Raw genomic sequence first — 18,836 nt, 5'->3', positions numbered from 1 at the left:
AGAGGGTGCGACATTTTTTCGCGGGCCTGGCATCGTAGGGGTCATGTGCAGGAACATCCGCGTGCTGAACAACTTCGAGCCGCCCGCGACCGAGGACGAGATCGAGGCCGCCGCGCTGCAGTACGTGCGGAAGGTCGCCGGTATGACCCACCCCGCCGCGGTCAACCAGGAGGCGTTCGACGCCGCCGTGCGGGCCGTCACCGAGGCCACCCGGACCCTGCTGGACGGCCTGGTGACCCGCACGCCGCCGCGCGACCGCGAGGTCGAGGCGGCCCGGGCCCGGGCGCGCGCCGAGCAGCGGTACGGCCCGCGCGACCGGTAGCCGCTATGACCCTGCTGGAGCGGGACTCCGCGCTGGCGTCCCTCGCCGAGTACGCCCGCGAGGCGCGCGCCGGCGAGGGCCGCGTCGTGCTCGTCGGCGGCGAGGCCGGTGTCGGCAAGACGGCGCTGGTCGAGGCCTTCACCCGGGGCCGGGAGAAGGAGCGGGTCGTCTGGGCCATGTGCGACGGCCTGTTCACGCCGCGCCCGCTCGGCCCGCTGTTCGACATCGCCGACGAGATCGGCCTCGACGTCACCGTCGGCCGCGACCACCTCTTCGCCGCGACCCTGCGCGCGCTCAAGGACGTCGACGTGCTCGTCATCGAGGACCTGCACTGGGCCGACGAGGCGACGATCGACCTGGTGCGGTACCTGGGCCGGCGGCTGCGCGGGACCGTCGCCGTGCTCACGTACCGCGACGACGGCCTGGCCCCGGGTGACCCGCTGCGCGTCGCGCTGGGCGACCTCGGCACGGAGCGCGGCACCCGCCGCATCGGCCTCGCCCCGCTGTCGGAGCCGGCCGTGCGGGCCCTGGCCGAGGAGCGCGGCGTCGACCCGGCCGAGCTGTACCGGCTCACCGGCGGCAACCCGTACTTCGTGACGGAGCTCGTCCGCGACGGTACCGCCGGCATCCCCGCCTCCGCCGCCGACGCCGTGCTCGCCCGGGCCGCCCGCCTGGAGCCGCGGTCGCGGGCCGTGCTCGACACCGCCGCCCTGATCGGCCTCCGCGTCGACCCGCGGCTGCTGGCCGCGGCGACCGGCGCCCCGCCCGAGGCCCTCGACGCCCTCGTCGCGTCGGGGCTGCTGACCGGGGATGCCACCGGGCTGCGGTTCCGCCACGAGCTGGCGCGGCTGGCGGTGGAGCAGGCGCTGCCACCGCATCGTGTCGCGGCCGCGCACGCCGCCGTGCTCGCCGCCCTGCAGCGGCTCGGGTCCGGCGACGACGCGAGCATGGCCCACCACGCCGAGGCCGCCGCGGACAGCGCCGCCGCCCTGCACCACGCGGTGCGTGCGGCGAAGGCCGCGGCCGGGCTCCGCTCGCACCGGGAGGCGGCGGCGCAGTACCACCGCGCGGTCCGGGCCGACGGCAACGATCCGCGGCTGCTGGACGCGCTCGCCTTCGAGCTGTCGATGATCGACGCCTGGACGGGCGTGGCGGAGGCGGCCGAGCGGGCCCGGGTGCTGTGGCGCGCGGCGGGCGACGGCCGGCGCGAGGGCAACGCGCTGCGGATGCGCTCGGCGGCGTGGGTCAGCCTGTGCCGCGGCGAGGAGGCGCTGGCCGACGCGGAGGCGGCCATCGCGGTGCTGGAGCCGCTGGGCCCGGGCAAGGAGCTCGCGCGCGCCTACGCCCACCTGGCCAAGCAGCGCATGCTCGCCGACCGCCACTCCGAGGCGGCCGACCTGGCCCGCCGCGCGCAGGCGATCGCCGCCCCGCTCGGCCGCCACGACCTGCTCAGCGACACCCTCAACACCGAGTCGGTGGCCCGGCTCATGCAGGGCGAGGAGTGGCTGCCGCTCATGCGCCGGGCGCTGGACGTGGCGATCGCGCACGGCCACGACGAGAAGGCCGGCCGGGCGTACACCAACCTCTACGGCCTGCTCTGCCGGGCGCGCCGCTTCGGCGAGGCCGAGCCCGTCTACCACGAGGCGATCGCGTACTGCGACGAGCACGACGTCGACACCTACGGCACCTGCCTGCGCGGCGAGCGGGCGGCGTCGCTGGCCCGCATGGGCCGGTGGGACGAGGCCCTGGTGCTGTGCCGGCAGGTGCTGACCCGGGTCGAGGAGGCGTCCCCGATCAACCGGATCTATCCCTTGTACGTCAACGCCACGATCCGCGCCCGGCGCGACGAGGACGGCGTGTGGGAGGCCCTCGACGAGGCCGCCGCGTCGGCCGACGGCTGCGGCGAGCCCCAGTGGATCGTCAAGGCGCGGCTGGGCCGGGCCGAGGCGTTCTGGCTCGCGGGCAAGGTCTCCGACGCCCGGGCCGAGGCGGAGCTCGCCGACGACGCCTCTGCGCGGGCCGACGGCTGGCTGCGCGGCTGGGTCGCGACCTGGCTGGGCCGCACCGGCTCGGACCGCCCGGCGCGCGGGGTGCTCGCCGAGCCGTTCGCGCTGGAGGTGGCCGGCGACTTCGCGGGCGCGGCCCGGGCCTGGGAGGCGCTCGGCTGCCCGTACGACGCCGCCCTGGCCCGCCTCGGCGCCGGCGACGAGGACAGCCTGCGCCACGCGCTGGCCGTCTTCGGCGACCTCGGCGCGGCCGCGGCGGTGCGGGTGGCCCGGCAGCGCCTGCGCGACGCGGGCGCCCGCTCGATCCCGGCCGGCCCGCGCACCGCGACCCGCGCGAACCAGCACGGGCTGACCCGCCGCGAGCAGCAGGTGCTCGACCTGGTCGCCGAGGGCCTGACCAACGCCGAGATCGCCGGGCGGCTGGTGTTGTCGGTGAAGACCGTCGACCACCACGTCTCCGCGGTGCTGGGCAAGCTCGGCGTGGCCACCCGCGCCGAGGCCGCCCGCAAGGCGGGGTGACGCCCCGTCAGCAGCCGATCTGCGCGCCGGGAACCTTGCCGTGGTACTTGCGCAGGACGGTCACCTTGTCCACGCCCGTCAGCTTCCAGATCGGGGCGATCCCGGCACAGGTGATCGTCCGGGTCACCACGTCCGCCTCGAAGGACTCGGGCAGGTTGTCCGCGGTCATGTACTTGAGGACCTCGGCGTTGTCCTTGAACGTCTCCTGCGCCTTGGCGGCCGCCTGTTCCTTGGTGACGTACCGGACGGCGCCGTCCGGGTGCAGCCCCTCGAGCGCCTTGCGGACGCCGGCCTTGTCGGCGTCGCCGGCATCGGTCTTCATGTAGACCGCGACCAGGTAGCGCTCCGCGGGCGGGCGGCCGGCGAGGAACCCGCCGGCGAACCCGGCGCCGGCGACGAGCAGCAGGACGAGCGCCGCACCCGCGACGAGCAGCGGCGGGCGCCGCCGCGGCGGGTCCGGGGCAACGACGGCGATCGGTTCGGCGGGGACGTCGGCGATCGGGGGCATCTCGGTCACGCATCACGTATAGCCGATTCCCCATCCGCCGTGTGTCCCGTTACAAACCGGGTAGTCGCGGCGCAAACCTGGGGAGTCGTTCCCGATCCGCCGGTACCCCCGGGTTCCATACGGTCATGACACCGCATCGGATCGAGGAGGCGCTGGCACATGCCGCTCTACATGGACATTCACAGCATCGACGGCGGCGTCGCCGTCGACGACGTCGTCAAGGCGCACATGGCCGACCTGCAGACGCAGGCCAAGTACGACGTGAGCTACCTGCGGTACTGGGTCGACGAGGCGCGCGGGAAGATCTTCTGTCTCGCCGAGGCGCCGTCGGCCGAGGCCGCCGAGGCCGTCCACCGCGAGGCCCACGGCCTCGTCGCCGACGAGATCTACCAGGTGCAGGAAGGCTCCTGAGTCGGATGGCGACGTTCATGGACGTGCACGCCGGCTACGCGGACGTCACCCCGCAGGAGCTGGCCGCCGCGCTCGCCGCCGATCGTGAGCACGCGGCCGCCGAGGGGGTCCGGTTCGGCCGCGGCTGGCTCGACCCCGTCTCCGGCCTGATGTTCCGCCTGGCCCACGGGCCGGACCGGGAGACGATCCTGCGCGTGCACGAGCGGGCGGGCCATCCGGCGACCGAGGTGTACGAGTTGCCGCGATAACGACGTTGCACCTATCTCCGCCTGTGCCATCACTGGGGGCACGCCGAGGGGGCGGGGGCGCGCCGGCCGTGCCACTGCGGGACCGGCCCCGGGGAGTTCCGCAGTGGCACGGCCGGACGCGGAGGCGGAATGGCATCCGCCGACGCACCGATGCCCGGCCGCGGCCCGGCGCGGGACGATAGGCGTCGATGGGGTGGACACGGCGGGCGCGCGCGGCGCCGGGGCGGGGGACCGGGGTGGTGCCGCGGTGGCCGGGGCCGTAGTCGTCGTCGACGATCACCGCCTGCTCGCCGGCCCGCTCGTCACCGTGCTCACGCCGCTGCTGGCCGAGCACGGCTTCACTGTGCGGCCGCTGGCCGCGAGCGTCGCGGCCGCCGTCGAGTCCGGGCCGCCGGGCATCGCCGTCTGCGACGTGATGCCGGGGGTGGGCCCGTCGGGGGCCGGGGCGGTCGCTGCGCTTGTCGCGCACGGCTGGCGGGTGCTGCTCATCTCCGGGTACGCGCCCGAGGAGCAGGCCCTGGCCGCGGTCGCCGCCGGGGCCTGCGGGTACGTCGAGAAGTCCGAGGACCCGGCCGGCCTCGTCGCCGCGATCCGCGTCGTCGACGCCGACGGGCGGCACCTGTCGGCCGCGCTCGCCGCGATGCTCCACGCCGACGTCCGCCGCCGGCCGCTGCCGCCGGGGGCCGAGCTGTCCGCGGCCGACCAGCGGGTCCTGCGCGCGCTCGGGCAGGGCGAGCCGCTGGAGCGCGCGGCGCGTGGCTGCGGGCTCACCGCCGAGCAGGCCCGGGCCGCCGTGGCGCGCGTCTTCGCCGCGGCCGTGGCCCGGCGCCGCCAGCACCGGCTGACCCCGCGCGAGCTGGAGGTGGTGCGCCTCATCGGCTGCGAGCACCTGTCGACGGCGGCCGCGGCCCGGCGCCTGTACGTCTCGATCGACACCGCGAACACGCACCTGCGCTCGATCCGGCGCAAGTACCACCTCGTGCACCCGCAGGCCCCGTCGAGCCTGCCCCAGCGCACCGCCGCCCAGCTCTGGGCCCGCGAGCTCAATCTGTGCTGACGATTCCGATGAGGACCGGCCGCGCCGGATGAGAGGGTGGCGGCATGACCAGCCCGCTCGCGCGCCGCGTGTACGAGACCTGCCACCTGACCGGCTCCTTCCGCCTCCGCTCGGGCCAGGTGAGCGACGAGTACTTCGACAAGTACCGGTTCGAGGCCGAGCCCGCCCTGCTGCGCGAGGTCGCCGCGGCGATGACCGAGCTGCTGCCCGAGTGCGACGCCCTGGCCGGGATGGAGCTGGGCGGCATCCCCCTCGCAACCGTGATGTCGCAGCTCACCGGCCTGCCGACGGTCTTCGTGCGCAAGGAGGCCAAGGCGTACGGCACGCAGCGGGCGGCCGAGGGGGCCGCGGTCGCGGGCCGCCGCCTCGTGGTGGTCGAGGACGTGGTGACCACGGGGGGCGCGCTGCTGGCGTCGTGCCGGGCCCTGCGCGCCGAGGGCGCCGAGATCGCGGCGGTGGTGTGCGCGATCGACCGCGAGCAGGGCGGTGGCGCCAACCTCGCGGCCGAGGGCCTGCAGCTGCGCCCGGCACTCACCCGCCGCGACCTGGAGGCCGCGGTCGCCGGCGGGTAGTGGCGCGGTGGCGGTACCGTCATCCTTCACTGCAGACGTCTCTGGAGCGATCATGATCGGTCCGTGGGGGATCGGCCTGGCCCTGGCCCTGGTCATCGCCGGTGGGTATGCGCTGTGGCGCCTCGTCGCCACCGCCCGCTTCCGCCGCGCGACGGCACGACCGGCGGCGCCCGAGGCCGAGGTCGTCACCGCGGACCGGCTCGTGAAGCGGGCCGAGGCCGCCGTCGCGCGGCTGCGCGAGCAGACCGCCGCGCCGCGTGACCCGGTGCTGCGCGAGCAGATCGGCGACGTCGACGACCACGCCGCCGAGATCCTCGCCGACCTGCGCCGCTTCGCCGACCAGGCCCGGGCGGTCGAGCGCTCCCAGCGCGACATCCCGGTCGAGCGGCTTCGGCGCGACCTGGACGCGAGCCGGCGGCGGCGCGCCGAGGCCGCCGACGCGGCGCTGCAGGCCGAGCTCGACCGGTCGGTGCACGCGCTCGAGGAGCAGCTCGCGGTGGCCGACCGGCTCGACACCACCCGGCGCACCCTGCTGGCCCGCATCGAGGCGGCGGTGTTCGACCTCGAGGGCCTCGGCGTACGCGTCGCCGAGCTGATCGTCATGCACGACACGGCCGGGGCGGGCGACACCGAGGCGCGCCTGTCCGAGCTCACCGGTGACCTGGAGGGCCTGCGGTCCGGCCTGGCCGAGGCGCGCGGCCTGTCCGACGCCGTCCTCGACCCGGCCACCCCCGGAAAAGCCGCGGCGGTACGGCACCGGCCCCCGCCGAAGCCCGCGGAGCCGGAGCACCCCGCGGTCGTGGTGACCCGGCCCGGCCGCGCGCGGTGGGACCTCGTCGCCGTCGCCGTGGTCGTCGTGCTCGGCGCCACCTGTCTCGCCGCCGACTTCATCCCGCGCGGCGGCAGCCCGGCGGCCTCCGGCACCCGGGGGGCGGACGAGTGCGAGCAGACGCTCGCGTTCATGGGCGAGCTGACCGGCGACGCCGCCGGGGACGGGCCCGGGGAGTTCGACGCCGTCGTGCTGGCGGTGGCGCAGGACAACGCCGCGCACCCGGACGAGTGCCAGGTGCGGGTGCAGCAGTACGACACCGCGATCACCGGCGACGTGGTGAGGTCGGCGAAGGTCATCGTCGAGGACCCGTCCGTCGTGGCCGTCGTCGGGCCCACCTACGGGCACGAGGCGGAGTCCGCGGTGCCGGTCTTCGAACCGGCCGGGCTCGCCGTCATCAGCCCGTCCGCGAGCGACTCGGACCTGACGGCGAAGGGCTGGACGGTGTTCCACCGCACCCTGCCGAGCGACGACGACCAGGCCGACGCGGCGGCGCGGTACCTCACCGGCACCCTGAAGGCCCGGCGCGTCTTCGTGATCGGCGACGACACCCACTTCGGCACGGACGTGTCGGCCCGCGTGGCCACGTCGCTGGGCGGGGCCGTGGCCGGGAAGGCCGCCGTCACCGAGGGCGCCGCCGACTGGTCCCCGGTCGTGGACCAGGTCCGCCGCAGCGGCGCCGACGCGGTGTACTTCGGCGGCTGGGCCGACGACACGGCGCCGTTCGTGCAGCGCCTGCGCGCGGTGCTGCCCCAGATCCCGCTGGTGACCGGGGACAAGGTCATCACCGAGACCTTCCGCACGACCGCCGGCGACGCGGGCCACGGGACGTACGCCACCTGTCCGTGCGTTCCGGTCACCCAGGGCCTGGACGCGTTCCGCTCCCAGTTCAAGGCCCGCTTCGGCGAGACGCCCGAGTACTACGCGCCGGAGGCGTACGACGCGGCCCAGATCGCGCTGGCGGGCCTGCGCGCGGGGCAGACGACCCGCCCGGCGATGCTGCGCTTCGTCGACGCCTGGGACCACGACGGCCTGGGCCGGCACATCAAGTTCGGCACGAACGGCGGCCTGGCGGTCCCGGGCCTGCACGTGTGGGCCTACCAGTCCGGCGCGGACGGCTACTTCGCGGCCAAGGCCGCGATCGCCTGACGGTTCACGGCGCCGGCTCGGTCAGGGCGGTGTGGTACGGCCACTCCTGGTCGCCCAGATCGGTCAAGGTACTGCAGCGGTACCGCACCAGGTCGGCGCCGACCGGCCGGTACGGCTTGACCACGTCGACGTTGTAGTGCAGGGCGCCGTCGGCCACGTAGTCGCGGCGGAAGTCCGTGCCCCACTGGGAGTTGTGCCCCCAGCCGTGGGACAGGTCGGCGCTCGGGCGGTTGCGACGCCACCAGGCCCAGTACAGGCAGGACCGGGCGGCGACCTCGGGATCGAGGTGCCGGGCGCCCGCGCGCACGGCCACGCCCGCCCGGGCCAGCAGCATCCCGCCGACGAGCGCGCCCGGCCAGAGCTCCCGCACGAGGCTCGGCGGCTCCGCGGGGTCCTCGGCCGGGACCACCTCGACGATCTCGTGGAAGAACGGGTGGAACACCCGCTCGTCGACGGTGACCGCGCCGATCGCGGCGCGGAACTCCGCCCAGGCCGCCGCGGACGGCAGCGGCTCCACCCACCGGGGCGCCCCGGCCGCGAAATCGACCGGCTGGTGCGGGGCGATGAGCAGGTCGACGACCCGGCCCAGCGCGTACAGGCCCTCCAGCGGCGTGTACTCCCGCCCGCCGGCCGTGAACCGGGCCCGCCGGCTGTCGGGCCGGCACAGCTCGCGCAGCTCCGCGAGCACGTGCGGGCGCGCCTCGAGCCATGGTCGCAGCACCTCGCCGCCCCATTCGATCGGGGCGTCGTCGCGCACCGTGAAGTACAGCTGCTGGAACTCCCACAACGTCGTCGACACGACGGGACGGTAGACGGGGCAGTGCTGCGGCGGCAACAGATATAGACTTCTGGCTATGTCCAAGCTGATGTCAAGAGCGGTGGCCCTGGCCGCCGCCGCCACCGGCGCGGCACTCGTCCTCCCGAGCGCCGCGCACGCCGCCGTGATCAGCCAGGCGTTCGCCGCCGACTCCGGCGACAGCTGCCGGTACGGCTCCACCAGCGGCACCCTGAGCTGGCCGCAGGGTCCCGTGTCCCCGTTCCCGACGCCCGGCGTCGGGGTCTCCGGAAAGGTGGCGGACCGGCCGCTGCCGATCGACCCGGGCATGATCTGCCGCGACGACGGCTACGCCAGCACCGTCTCCTTCGTCGCCTACCTCGGCACCACCGAGGTGGCCCGGCAGAGCCGCACCGCCGACAACGGCACGCTGACGTTCTCGTTCGTCCTGGGCGGCACCGCCGCCGAGAAGGGCATCGACCGCGTCGTCGTGCAGGTCTGCCGCAACCCCGTCGTCACCCTGCCGCCCAGCTACTGCGGCAGGCCCGTGACCTACCTCGCCCCGACCGCCGCCTGAGCAGGTTCCCGCCCGCCGTCGCGCCCGGGGCCCGGCGGCGGGCCGGCGCGGCGGCGGGCCGCGAGCAGCACCAGCACGGCGAAGGCGGCGACGGCCAGGCCCCACCACAGGAACGGCCAGGGCGCGGCGGCGCGGGTCTGCCAGGCCGGCAGATAACCGGTGAAATGCCAGCCGGTGTACCCCTCCAGCACGCGCAGCGGCACGAGGTACCCGAAGTCGGCGGAGAAGCCGTTGCTCGGGCTGAAGCGGCACAGCGTGTCCAGGCCCACGCTCACGCCCACGCACGCCACCGCCCAGGCCGTGAGCGTCCAGTGGTGCGCGCGCTGCAGGGCGTAGCCGATCGGGAAGGCGAACACGGGCAGCACCGCGGCCCAGAGCCGCGCCGGCGGGGCCCAGCCGCCCCACCAGCCCGGCGAGGTCAGCAGGATGAGGCAGTACGGCCCGACGACCGCGAGCAGCTGCAGGTGCAGCCGTCGGTGCTCACCGGCGACGGCCAGGACCAGGCCCGGCAGCACGAACAGGAAGATCGGGTACGAGAACAGCACGCCGTGCTCCTGGTCCAGCAGCACGCCGACGAGGTTCGTGGCCGGGTCGGCGCCGAAGAGCAGCGACGTGTCGCCGGCCTGGTTGATCGACGGGTTGAGGCTGTGCCACACGGTCCACAGGTAGGTGAACAGCCCCGCGGTGATCGCGGCCAGGGGCCCGAGCAGCGCCGCCCAGCGCCACCGCCCGGCGCGCTCCCGGTACAGCCGCCATGCCAGCAGGAGCACCAGCGGCACCTCCAGCGGCAGGAACCGGCTGTGCACCCACGGCAGCGTGCCGAGCGCGGCCGAGACGAGCACGAGGTCGTGCATGCGCAGGGCCGGCTTGGTGAGCACCCGGAAGCCGTAGAGCACGGCCAGCGCCGCGAGCGGTTCGACGAACGCCTTCGCGGAGTAGGTCAGCGCGGTGGAGCCGAGGCCGATGCCGAGGCCGGTGACGAAGGCGTACCGCCGCTCGAGGCCGAGCCCGCGCACGAGCCAGAACGCGTTCGCGACGGTCAGCAGCGACACCGCGACCATGAACAGCAGCACGCCGAGGCGGCCGCCGAGCAGGTACGGCACGTGCCACAGCAGCGGCCCGCCGATCCCGTGCCAGGGCAGCGTCCCGTGCGGCGCCGCCGCCAGGTGCGCGTCGAGCGGCCCGGGGTGGAACGCCTTGAACTCCCAGTTGTCGTAGACCCGCTTGACGTGGATCGACCCGTACCGCTTGAGCGACTCGTTGATGACCAGGTAGTGCGGCTCGTCGCCGTCGGGGATCCGGGTGTACCGGTGCACCAGGGCCGAGATCACCATCGGCACGGCACAGACGGCGAGCAGCGCCGCCAGCACCCGGCGGTCGGGTGACGACCCCGCCGCGGCCCGCGGGGGTTCGTCGAGGTCCGGCTCGGCGATCGCCGCGTCCATCGTCACGGCCGCATGCTAACCCCCGGACGCTCCCGAACTCGCCTACCGGGCCGGGACCATGGCGAGCGCCTCCGGCAGGCCCGCCTCCGGCCAGGAGACGAGCAGGTCGAGGGCGCCGTGGTCCGGCTTGTGCACGGTGAACTCGGCCCTCGACTGGAAGGCCTGGGCGCCGCCCGCCGCGGAGGCCGCGTTCGGACCGAGCCGGATCGCCTCCCGGCCGTGCAGCACCGCGATCGACGCGCCCCACTCGCTCGGCACGGCCCGGGTCGCCACGCTCACGACCTCCAGGGACAGCAGCGCCCCGACGGCGGTCACGCGGGTCAGGACCACGGCGGCGCCGCGGTCGCGGTGCAGGACCCGGGGCGCGGCCACGATCCGGCCCGTCTCGATGTGCGGCTCGTCGAGGATCTCGTGCGCGTCGCGGTGCCACAGGCCCGCGGGCGGGTCCGAGGCGTGATGCGGGGCGTCCCAGATGGACACGGTGCCGCGCTCGACCGTCGCGCGGTCCGGGAGCGCGAGGTCCACGACGGTCTCCGGGAAGCCGATCTCCGGCCAGGCGAGGGCGACGGACACGTGCGGGTACCGCAGCGGAAACAGCAGCCGGGTGCGCAGGAGGAACCCGGCGTAGTCGCCGCTCGACTCGAGCGAGCCGAACTCCCAGTGCGCGCGCCCGGTGTCGTCGAGCCAGCCGGCGCGCAGGTCGAGGCCCTCGTCGAAGGGCGGCAGCAGGCGGCGCCCGGCCGGCGGGGGACCGGTGCGCCCGGCCCGGATGTCGGCCTGGCGCTGCCCGGCGCCGCGCGGGTCCGGCGGGCGGCGGGCGAGGAGCTCGAGCTCCAGGCCGGTCGGGCGGGCATACGCGGCGACCACGCCGACGGTCAGCTCGGGGTGCCGCGCGATCAGGCCACCGCGGTGCGCGAGGACGCCCAGGGTTTCGAGCATCGACATACGCCACCCTAGCGCTTCACGCCGGACGGCCGGGGCGGGGGAGCGGCGACTCCGATGATCGGAGGTGCCCGGCGTTGTCCGAACGTGATGTGATGGGCATGTCGGATGCGAGGGCATCGCGCTGGGGGGTGCGCCGTGACGCGTTTGTGGCGCCATGGGCTGCCGGCCGGGGTGTCGGTGGTGCTCGGAGCGGCCGCCGGCCTGCTCGGCAACGCGTTTGCCGACGGCTGGAGGTGGCCGATCGGCGCGATGTTCGCGGTGGCCGTGGCCGTGGAGGCCGGCTGGGTCGGATCTCGTGCGGTTGCGGAGCGTCGCGCCGCCGCCGCCGATGATCGTTCGGCGGCGTCGATCCAGATCGGCGAGGTCTCGGCGCCCGGTGGCCAGGCCGCGGGGGTCAACTACGGCGAAATGCGGCAGGAGCGCGATCGGTGACCGGCGGCGGGGAGCACCGTCAGCGGGTCGATCATGTGGAAGCGCCGGGTGGCCAGGCCGTCGGCGTCAACTACGGCACGATGATCCACCAGTACTTCATCGGTCCCTACGCGTCCCTGCGCGATGCCGTGATACCGATGGGTCTCCTCCCGTCCGACGTCGGCCTGATCGATCCGGACGACCCGAACGACCTTCTGGGGCTGTTCCGAGGGCGGGACTGGCTGCTCGACCGGATCGACGCGTTCGTCGCCGGCTGCGTCCGGCAGCGCGCCGGCGGCTACCTGTTCGTCGAGGCCGAAGCCGGCATGGGGAAGTCCGCCCTGGCCACCTACCTGGCATTCACCAGGTTCTGGCCGACTCATGCCACCCGGCTCCCGGGCGGTGCGTCGCCGGCCGCGGCGCGCGTCAACCTGGCCGCGCAACTCATCGCCCGATGGCAGCTCGAAGATGCCGCGCCGGGCGGGGTGCTACCGGCCGATCACGACACGACGCTGTGGCTGTACCAGCGAATGTGTGACGCCGCCGCGCGACGGGACCGCAGCGAACCCGGCCAGCCGGTGGTGCTGCTGGTCGACGGGCTCGACGAGGCCCCGCCGGCCGCCGGGGGCGAGATGCCACTGGGGCTGCCGTTGCAGCTGCCGCCCGGATGCGCGGTGATAGCCACGACCCGTCCGGGCCTGGCGTTGCCGGTCCAGGTCGGCCGGACCGAGCGGATCGAGGTGGAAAACGACCTCAACCGCGGAGATCTGGAGCAGTACCTCCAGCACATCACCGCTCGCGACCGGCAGATCGCGTCCGCCATCGAGGACGCGCACATGACTCCTGAGGCGTTCTGTGCACGGCTGTCGGAGGCGGCGGCCGGAGTCTGGATCTATGCGGTCATGGTGCTGGACCAGATACGCGACGGACGGCCGGCTACCGATGTCACGAACCTCCCGGTCGGCCTGGCCGCCTATTACACCAACAACATCGATCGCTGGCGGGCCGCCGCCCCCGCCGAGTGGGCCGAGACAGGCCTGCCGCTGCTGGCAACGCTCGCCGCGGCCCGCGAACCGCAGTCAGGGCAGCGCATCGCCGAATGGGCGGGTCTGCCGACGGCCGTCGTGCGGACGCGGCTGCGCGGGATTCTGCGCCCGTTCCTGCTGACCCGCCCGGGCGGCGACCCCTACCTGTACGGCCTGCGTCATCAGAGCTTCCGCCAGTTCTGTGCGGGTGATCTCCCGGCTCGGACCGACGAGCCGCGCATCGCGGAGTTGATGCACGACCTCGCCGAACTGACCCGGAAGGCGCACGACCGGATCTGCCGGGCGCTCCTACCGCCGAGAGGCTCGACGATGCATCGGCGCGGCGACATCGACGAGTACACGCGGCTGCATCTCGCCGCACATGCCGCCGCGGGCGAGGTTCTCGACGAACTGGCCCTGGAGCCGCGATTTCTGCTCAGTGTGTCGGTCGGTGAACTGCTGTCGAACCGGCACCGGCTGGCCACCGTTGCCGGGCGGACCGCGTTCGGCGCCCTCGAACTGGCGGCCAACTCCTGGTCGGCCGGTGACGAGCTGGAGTGGCTGTACGTCTCGGCGCACAAGATGCACTGCAAGGCGATCGTCGATGCGATCGAAGAGCTCGGCCTCGGGTCTGCGACGATCAGATCGGTGTTCTGGACCGGTACCGTCCATCGCGAGCTCGCGGGGCACACCGGCACGGTGCTCACCTTGGCCGGCATCGCCCAACCGGACGGACCGCACCTGGTCGCCTCCGCCGGCGAGGACGGCACGGTGCGGCTCTGGAATCCGCACGCGGGGCAGCCCGTCGCGGCGCTGGCCGGCCACGCCGGGTGGGTCCGTTCGCTCGTCGTGCTGCCGCGGGACGACGGCACGCACCTCCTGGCGTCAGCCGGCGACGACGGCGTCGTGCGGTTGTGGGATCCGCGCGCGGCGCGGCCTGTTGCGGAGCTGGCGGGGCACGCCGGCTGGATCCGTTCCCTGGTCGTCGTTTCCCGGGCCGACGGCACCCGCCTGCTCGCCTCGGCCGGCAATGACGGCGTCGTGAGACTGTGGGATCCGAAGAGCTTCCAGCTCGTCGCCGAGCTGGTCGGGCACCGGGCGGCGGTGTCGACGCTGGTGCCGATCCCTCGCGACGACGGCGACGACCTGCTCGTCTCGGGCGGTGATGATCGCACCGCCCGGGTGTGGAACGTCGCCACCGGACAGCCGGTGACGGCTCTGGCCGGCCGGGCGCGCAGCGTGTGGGCGCTGGCTGTCGTTTCCCGGCGCGACGGTGCGGCGTTGCTTGCCTCGGCCGGGGACGACGGTGTCGTGCGGTTGTGGAACTGGGGTTCGGGCAGGCTCGTGGCCGAGCTGGACGGCCATGTCGGTGGGGTGCGCGCGCTGGCCGTGGTGCCGCGGCGCGACGGTGCGGCGTTGCTTGCCTCGGCCGGGGACGACGGTGTCGTGCGGTTGTGGAACTGGGGTTCGGGCGGGCTCGTGGCCGAGTTGAACGGCCATGTCGGTGGGGTGCGTGCGCTGACCGTCGTGCCGCAGCGCGACGGCACGTCCGTGCTCGCCTCGGCCAGTGAAGATCGAACGATCCGGCTCTGGAATCCGGACACGGCCGAAGGCTCCACCGCCACGCTGGTCGGGCACGGCCGGACTGTGTGGTCACTGGCCGCGGTTGCGCAACCGGACGGCGGCCGGCTGCTCGCATCGGCGAGCGACGACGGTACCGTGCGTCTCTGGAGCCCGGACGCGAGCCAGCTCACGGCCGGGTTGAGCGGCCACGCCGGTGCCGTCACGACGCTGGCCGTGGTTCCGCACCTCGCCAAGAGCAAGCTCCTTGCGTCCGGCGGCGCCGATCGGGCCGTGCGCCTCTGGGATCCGGAGGGCGGCCGGCTCGTCGCCGAGATGACCGGCCACACGGGATGGGTCCGTTCGCTGACCGCCGTCGCGGTCGCCGGCGACCGCTGGCTGCTGGCCTCGGCGGGTGACGACACAGCGGTTCGGTTGTGGAATCCCGATACCGGCCGGCTCGTCGCCGAGCTGACGGGTCACAAGGGCTGGGTGCGGGCATTGGCCGCGGTTCGGCTGCCGGACGGGAGCCACCGTCTGGCCTCCGCCTCGAACGATCACACGGCGCGCCTGTGGGATCCCGGCTCGGGTGAGAACACCGCCGAGCTGGCCGGTCATACCGGTGCGGTGCTGGCGTTGGCCGTCGTTCCGATGCCGGACGGCACGCACCGCCTGGCATCGGCCGGCAACGACCGCATCGTGATGTTGTGGGAGCCGGGGACGGGCCGGTCGATCGCGCAGCTGCGCGGTCATACCAGGGACGTCTGGGCCCTCGAGGCGGTTCCGCGACGCGGAGGCGGTTGCCTGCTCGCATCGGCCAGTGACGATCGCACGGTTCGGTTGTGGGAGCCTGACAGCGGGCGATTCGTCGCGGCGCTGGCCGGTCACGAGGGTGCCGTCTCGGCGCTGGCGGTCGTTCCGATGCCCGACGGGACGCACGCGCTGGCCTCAGCCGGTGACGACGGCTCGGTCCGGCTGTGGGATCCGGCCAATGCCAGGATGATCGCCGAGCTGACGGGCCATGAAGGCGCGGTTCTCGCGTTGAGGACCATCCCGCGCCCCGGCGGCGACTGCCTGCTCGCATCGGCCGGTGACGATCACACGGTGCGGTTGTGGAACCCGAGAACCGGCAAGGCGGCCGCCGTGCTGACGGGACACACGAGCCTCGTGTGGGCGCTGGAGCCCGTGCCCCAGGCCGACGACACCCACGTCCTGGCCACCAGCGGCCACGACAGCGCGATCATCCTCTGGGAACTCGGGTCTGCGTGATTCGGTTGCCCGGCCGGTCTAGGCCGGCTGTACGCGCTCCGCCGGTTCGGGCCACGGGGCCGTCGGCGCGCAGGGGGAGGGGCGGCCGGCGCGCGCGGCGGCGGCGCACAGGCGGTCGCGTCCGGGGTCCCAGGCGGGGAGCCCTTCGGCGTGCCGGCGCAGCCGGGAACCGCCCGGGTCGGCGGCGTCGTAGCGCTCCCACTGCCCGGTCAGGAAGAGGAACGCGGGCAGGGCGCGGCCGGGCTTCGGGGTGTGCCCGGCCGCCGCGACGATCCGGGTCGCGTCCGGGTCACCCTGCAGGGCGAGGGTGCAGAGGTACTCCCGCGCCTGGGCCTTCGCGTCGTGCAGGGCCCGCGCGGCGGCGGTGCGCGCGGCCTCGGGGGCGTGGCCGTTCAGGCGCAGCAGGGTGTCGACGGCGCGCCGGGCCCGGGCCGGTCGGGCGAATCCGGTCGCGAGGCTGTACGCGTACAACTGCCGCCCTTGCGGGTCGATCTCGGTGAACCGGCTCCACTGCCGGGTCGCCACCAGGAAGAACGCGGCCTCGTCGGGGTCGGCGGGGCGGAAACCGCCGCGGATGACCGCGTCGACGGCCGCCGGGTCGGCGTCGGTGTCCATGCAGCGCTGGCAGAGCTCCTCGCGCAGCGGGCCGGGCGGGAGCGTCGCCAGGGCGCGGTCGCAGGCCTCCCGGAGCACCGGCGGCCATGGGCGCAGCAGGGTGTCGAGGGCGGGTGACGGCTCCTCGCCGGCCAGCCGGTCGGCGCGGCCCGCGAGCAGGAGCAGCAGCACCCGCTCGGTCGGTCCCGCCGGGCCCGGGCCGGCGCTGTGCAGCAGCGCCCGCAGCGGGCCGGGGTGGCGTTCGGCCAGCGCCACCAGCTCGGTGAGCGACAGCCCGGCCAGCAGCCGGGCCGGCTCGCCGCCGAGCAGGAACCCGGCCGCCGCGGCCGGGTCGTAGTCGTCGCGGTACCAGATGTCGCGCCAGATCCGCGCCCGCGACGCCGGGTCCTCGTCCCAGAGCGCCTCGAGCGCGGCCGCCGCGGCCACGGCCCGCCGCCGGCGCCGACCGCTCATGTCCTTGAGCAGGGTCGGCACCGGCGCGGCGGCGGCGCGGCGGGCCATCCGCAGATTCTAGGCTCAGCCCAGGTCGACCGACGGGTACAGCGGGAACGGCGCCAGCAGCTCCGTCGCCTGCTTGCTCACCCGGTCGGCCAGCGCCGGGTCGAGCTGGTACTTCGCCTTCGAGCCCTCCGCGGGCGACGTGCCGGTCAGCACCGTGTGGATGAGCTCGGCGATCTGGTCCATCTCGGCCGTGCCCAGCCCGCGGCTGGTCAGCGCCGGCGTGCCGATGCGGATGCCGGAGGTGTACCACGCGCCGTTCGGGTCGCTCGGGATGGCGTTGCGGTTCGTGACCACGCCGGAGTCCAGCAGCGCCTGCTCGGCCTGGCGGCCGGTGAGCCCGAACGGGTGGACGTCGATGAGCACGAGATGGTTGTCGGTGCCGCCGGACACGAGCCGCACGCCGCGGCGGCTCAGGCCCTCGGCCAGCGCCTGGGCGTTTGTCACGATCTGCTGCGCGTAGGTGGCGAACTCGGGGCGGCGGGCCTCGGCGAACGCGACCGCCTTCGCGGCCATGACGTGCGACAACGGGCCGCCGAGGACCATCGGGCAGCCGCGGTCGACCTGGTCGGCGAGCTCGGGCCGGGCGAGCACGGCGCCGCCGCGCGGGCCGCGCAGGCTCTTGTGCGTGGTGGTGGTCACGATGTGGGCGTGCTCGACCGGGTTGAAGTCGCCGGTGAACACCTTGCCGGCGACCAGGCCCGCGAAATGCGCCATGTCGACCATGAAGGTGGCGCCGACCTCGTCGGCGATCTCGCGCATGGTGGCGAAGTTGACCTTCCGCGGGTACGCCGAGTAACCGCCCACGATCACGAGCGGCTTGAACTCGCGCGCGGTCTCGCGCAGGGCGGCGTAGTCGATCAGCCCGGTGGCCGGGTCGACGCCGTAGCTGCGCTGGTCGAACATCTTGCCGGAGATGTTCGGGCGGAAGCCGTGGGTGAGGTGGCCGCCGGCGTCGAGCGACATACCGAGCATCCGCTGGTTGCCGAACGCGGCCCGCAGCTGCGCCCACTCGGCGTCGTCGAGGTCGTTGACCTGCCGCTTGCCGAACTTCGCCAGGTGCGGCACCTCGACCCGGTCGGCCAGGATGGCCCAGTACGCGACCAGGTTGGCGTCGATGCCGGAGTGCGGCTGCACGTAGGCGTACGGGGCGTCGAACAGGGCCTTCGCGTGCTCGACGGCGACGGCCTCGACGGTGTCGACGTTCTGGCAGCCGGCGTAGAAGCGCCGGCCGATCGTGCCCTCCGCGTACTTGTCCGACAGCCAGTTGCCCATCGCCAGCAGCACCGCGGGTGAGGCGTAGTTCTCGCTCGCGATCAGCTTCAGCGACTCGCGCTGATCGGTGAGCTCCTTCGCGATCGCGTCGGCGATCCGCGGCTCAACGGCGCGGACGGTCTCCAACGCGGCACGGAATGCAGTCGATTCGGCGTTCATGAGTCTCCCGGTCCGGGCCGGGCGCGACGCTCCCACGAGGGGTCCGGCCCGGCGCATGGTCGCCACCGTGGCGGTCGCGTCCATCGTACCGACCCGCCGGCCGGACCTTCGCGGACGTTCGACCGCGCCGGTCACCCGATCGGGTGGGTGGCCGGGCGGTGGCTCACGGTGATCCGGACCTGCGACAGCGACGACGTTCGACGACGAGCGGTGGTCAGCGGAGGCGCTGGCCGTACACGTGCTCCACGGTCATGGTCATGAGCACCCGGCGGTCCGCGACCATCGCCGCGCGGTACTCGTCCCAGTCCGGGTGCTCGCCGGCGGCGCGGCGGTAGTAGGCGACAAGCGCCTCGACCTCCGGGCCGTGCGGGTCGGTGCCGGGGCCGATCAGCGTCGCCGTGCCCTCCACGGTCGCCCAGGCCGAGCCGTCGGGGCTCGTGACCTCCAGGGTGGCGCGCGGGTCGCGGCGGAGGTTGGCCGTCTTCGCGCGGCCCTCCGTGATCGACACGTGGATCACGGAGGCCGGGCGGTCGTAGAACGGCAGGACGGGCGACAGCTGGGGCCGCCCGTCCCGCTTGATCGTGGCCAGCACGCCGAGGCGGCTTTGCTCGAGGAGAGCGTGGGGATCAAACGTCACGATCCCCATCATGCCCCGCGGGCG

The 18,836-nt window shown here is 74.5% G+C and carries 17 protein-coding genes; 10 read left to right on the top strand and 7 right to left on the bottom strand.

Translation table 11 applies throughout. The features are described 5' to 3' along the window. Positions 1 to 43: 43 nt before the first annotated feature. Both AB0B76_RS19115 and AB0B76_RS19110 read left to right on the top strand, forming a co-directional pair. Positions 44 to 322, top strand: a complete 279-nt coding sequence (locus AB0B76_RS19115) for a DUF2277 domain-containing protein (RefSeq protein ID WP_360376509.1) — start codon at positions 44 to 46, stop codon at positions 320 to 322. 5 nt (positions 323 to 327) lie between these two features. After that, complete coding sequence (locus tag AB0B76_RS19110) at positions 328 to 2,847, top strand: LuxR C-terminal-related transcriptional regulator (RefSeq protein WP_360376506.1); 2,520 nt, start codon at positions 328 to 330, stop codon at positions 2,845 to 2,847. A 7-nt stretch (positions 2,848 to 2,854) separates the two neighbouring features. Here AB0B76_RS19110 and AB0B76_RS19105 read toward each other — a convergent pair whose 3' ends face one another. Beyond that, a complete protein-coding gene (locus tag AB0B76_RS19105; protein WP_360376764.1) occupies positions 2,855 to 3,355 on the bottom strand; it encodes a permease-like cell division protein FtsX in 501 nt (166 codons plus the stop codon). A gap of 159 nt (positions 3,356 to 3,514) precedes the next feature. Between AB0B76_RS19105 and AB0B76_RS19100 the strand changes: the two genes are divergently transcribed. From AB0B76_RS19100 to AB0B76_RS19080, 5 genes are all read left to right on the top strand, one after another. Then, positions 3,515 to 3,766, top strand: coding sequence for a DUF4242 domain-containing protein (locus tag AB0B76_RS19100; RefSeq protein ID WP_360376503.1), 252 nt, complete (start codon positions 3,515 to 3,517; stop codon positions 3,764 to 3,766). Positions 3,767 to 3,771: 5 nt separating this feature from the next. Beyond that, entirely contained in the window at positions 3,772 to 4,014 is a 243-nt protein-coding gene (locus tag AB0B76_RS19095; protein ID WP_360376500.1) for a nickel-binding protein, read from the top strand. Between the two features lie 247 nt (positions 4,015 to 4,261). Next, positions 4,262 to 5,071: a response regulator gene (locus AB0B76_RS19090; protein WP_360376498.1), complete on the top strand. Its 810-nt coding sequence runs from the start codon at positions 4,262 to 4,264 to the stop codon at positions 5,069 to 5,071. Between the two features lie 44 nt (positions 5,072 to 5,115). Then, positions 5,116 to 5,643: an orotate phosphoribosyltransferase gene (pyrE, locus tag AB0B76_RS19085; RefSeq protein ID WP_360376496.1), complete on the top strand. Its 528-nt coding sequence runs from the start codon at positions 5,116 to 5,118 to the stop codon at positions 5,641 to 5,643. Between the two features lie 52 nt (positions 5,644 to 5,695). After that, the gene (locus tag AB0B76_RS19080; protein ID WP_360376493.1) at positions 5,696 to 7,621 is read left to right on the top strand and encodes a branched-chain amino acid ABC transporter substrate-binding protein; all 1,926 of its coding nucleotides are present in this window, start codon (positions 5,696 to 5,698) and stop codon (positions 7,619 to 7,621) included. 4 nt (positions 7,622 to 7,625) lie between these two features. Here the strand turns inward: AB0B76_RS19080 and AB0B76_RS19075 are convergent, their stop codons facing one another. Continuing rightward, the gene (locus AB0B76_RS19075; RefSeq protein ID WP_360376491.1) at positions 7,626 to 8,420 is read right to left on the bottom strand and encodes a hypothetical protein; all 795 of its coding nucleotides are present in this window, start codon (positions 8,418 to 8,420) and stop codon (positions 7,626 to 7,628) included. 55 nt (positions 8,421 to 8,475) lie between these two features. Between AB0B76_RS19075 and AB0B76_RS19070 the strand changes: the two genes are divergently transcribed. Next, positions 8,476 to 8,973 (top strand): hypothetical protein, encoded by a 498-nt coding sequence (locus tag AB0B76_RS19070; protein ID WP_360376489.1) that lies wholly within the window; start codon positions 8,476 to 8,478, stop codon positions 8,971 to 8,973. Here AB0B76_RS19070 and AB0B76_RS19065 read toward each other — a convergent pair. Next, positions 8,949 to 10,424 (bottom strand): hypothetical protein, encoded by a 1,476-nt coding sequence (locus AB0B76_RS19065; RefSeq protein WP_360376486.1) that lies wholly within the window; start codon positions 10,422 to 10,424, stop codon positions 8,949 to 8,951. The two genes, AB0B76_RS19070 and AB0B76_RS19065, sit on opposite strands and share 25 nt — an antisense overlap. Before the next feature lie 36 nt (positions 10,425 to 10,460). Further along, positions 10,461 to 11,363 (bottom strand): hypothetical protein, encoded by a 903-nt coding sequence (locus AB0B76_RS19060; protein ID WP_360376483.1) that lies wholly within the window; start codon positions 11,361 to 11,363, stop codon positions 10,461 to 10,463. A 135-nt stretch (positions 11,364 to 11,498) separates the two neighbouring features. On the opposite strand from AB0B76_RS19060, the gene AB0B76_RS19055 reads away from it, so the two are divergent. Beyond that, on the top strand, positions 11,499 to 11,795 hold the full coding sequence (locus tag AB0B76_RS19055; RefSeq protein WP_360376480.1) for a hypothetical protein: 297 nt from the start codon (positions 11,499 to 11,501) through the stop codon (positions 11,793 to 11,795). Continuing rightward, entirely contained in the window at positions 11,792 to 15,628 is a 3,837-nt protein-coding gene (locus tag AB0B76_RS19050; protein WP_360376478.1) for a hypothetical protein, read from the top strand. Before AB0B76_RS19055 ends, AB0B76_RS19050 begins: the two co-directional genes overlap by 4 nt. An 18-nt stretch (positions 15,629 to 15,646) precedes the next feature. Here the strand turns inward: AB0B76_RS19050 and AB0B76_RS19045 are convergent, their stop codons facing one another. From AB0B76_RS19045 to AB0B76_RS19035, 3 genes are all read right to left on the bottom strand, one after another. Then, positions 15,647 to 16,744 carry a hypothetical protein gene (locus AB0B76_RS19045; RefSeq protein ID WP_360376476.1) on the bottom strand — a complete coding sequence of 366 codons (1,098 nt, stop codon included), beginning with the start codon at positions 16,742 to 16,744 and terminating at the stop codon, positions 15,647 to 15,649. A gap of 15 nt (positions 16,745 to 16,759) precedes the next feature. Next, a complete protein-coding gene (locus AB0B76_RS19040) occupies positions 16,760 to 18,175 on the bottom strand; it encodes a glycine hydroxymethyltransferase (protein ID WP_360376474.1) in 1,416 nt (471 codons plus the stop codon). 214 nt (positions 18,176 to 18,389) lie between these two features. Next, on the bottom strand, positions 18,390 to 18,821 hold the full coding sequence (locus AB0B76_RS19035) for a PPOX class F420-dependent oxidoreductase (RefSeq protein ID WP_360376762.1): 432 nt from the start codon (positions 18,819 to 18,821) through the stop codon (positions 18,390 to 18,392). Positions 18,822 to 18,836: the final 15 nt, after the last annotated feature.

The sequence above is a fragment of the Dactylosporangium sp. NPDC049140 genome (assembly GCF_040648435.1).
This window is presented reverse-complemented; position numbering and strand designations above follow the sequence as displayed.

What these genes read in the sequence shown, in the direction of transcription:
- AB0B76_RS19115 (WP_360376509.1), top strand. Translation starts at nt 44, where the DNA reads ATGTGCAGGAACATCCGCGTGCTGAACAACTTCGAGCCGCCCGCGACC.
- AB0B76_RS19110 (WP_360376506.1), top strand. Translation starts at nt 328, where the DNA reads ATGACCCTGCTGGAGCGGGACTCCGCGCTGGCGTCCCTCGCCGAGTAC.
- AB0B76_RS19105 (WP_360376764.1), bottom strand. Translation starts at nt 3,355, where the DNA reads ATGCCCCCGATCGCCGACGTCCCCGCCGAACCGATCGCCGTCGTTGCC.
- AB0B76_RS19100 (WP_360376503.1), top strand. Translation starts at nt 3,515, where the DNA reads ATGCCGCTCTACATGGACATTCACAGCATCGACGGCGGCGTCGCCGTC.
- AB0B76_RS19095 (WP_360376500.1), top strand. Translation starts at nt 3,772, where the DNA reads ATGGCGACGTTCATGGACGTGCACGCCGGCTACGCGGACGTCACCCCG.
- pyrE (WP_360376496.1), top strand. Translation starts at nt 5,116, where the DNA reads ATGACCAGCCCGCTCGCGCGCCGCGTGTACGAGACCTGCCACCTGACC.
- AB0B76_RS19080 (WP_360376493.1), top strand. Translation starts at nt 5,696, where the DNA reads ATGATCGGTCCGTGGGGGATCGGCCTGGCCCTGGCCCTGGTCATCGCC.
- AB0B76_RS19070 (WP_360376489.1), top strand. Translation starts at nt 8,476, where the DNA reads ATGTCCAAGCTGATGTCAAGAGCGGTGGCCCTGGCCGCCGCCGCCACC.
- AB0B76_RS19060 (WP_360376483.1), bottom strand. Translation starts at nt 11,363, where the DNA reads ATGTCGATGCTCGAAACCCTGGGCGTCCTCGCGCACCGCGGTGGCCTG.
- AB0B76_RS19045 (WP_360376476.1), bottom strand. Translation starts at nt 16,744, where the DNA reads ATGGCCCGCCGCGCCGCCGCCGCGCCGGTGCCGACCCTGCTCAAGGAC.
- AB0B76_RS19040 (WP_360376474.1), bottom strand. Translation starts at nt 18,175, where the DNA reads ATGAACGCCGAATCGACTGCATTCCGTGCCGCGTTGGAGACCGTCCGC.
- AB0B76_RS19035 (WP_360376762.1), bottom strand. Translation starts at nt 18,821, where the DNA reads ATGGGGATCGTGACGTTTGATCCCCACGCTCTCCTCGAGCAAAGCCGC.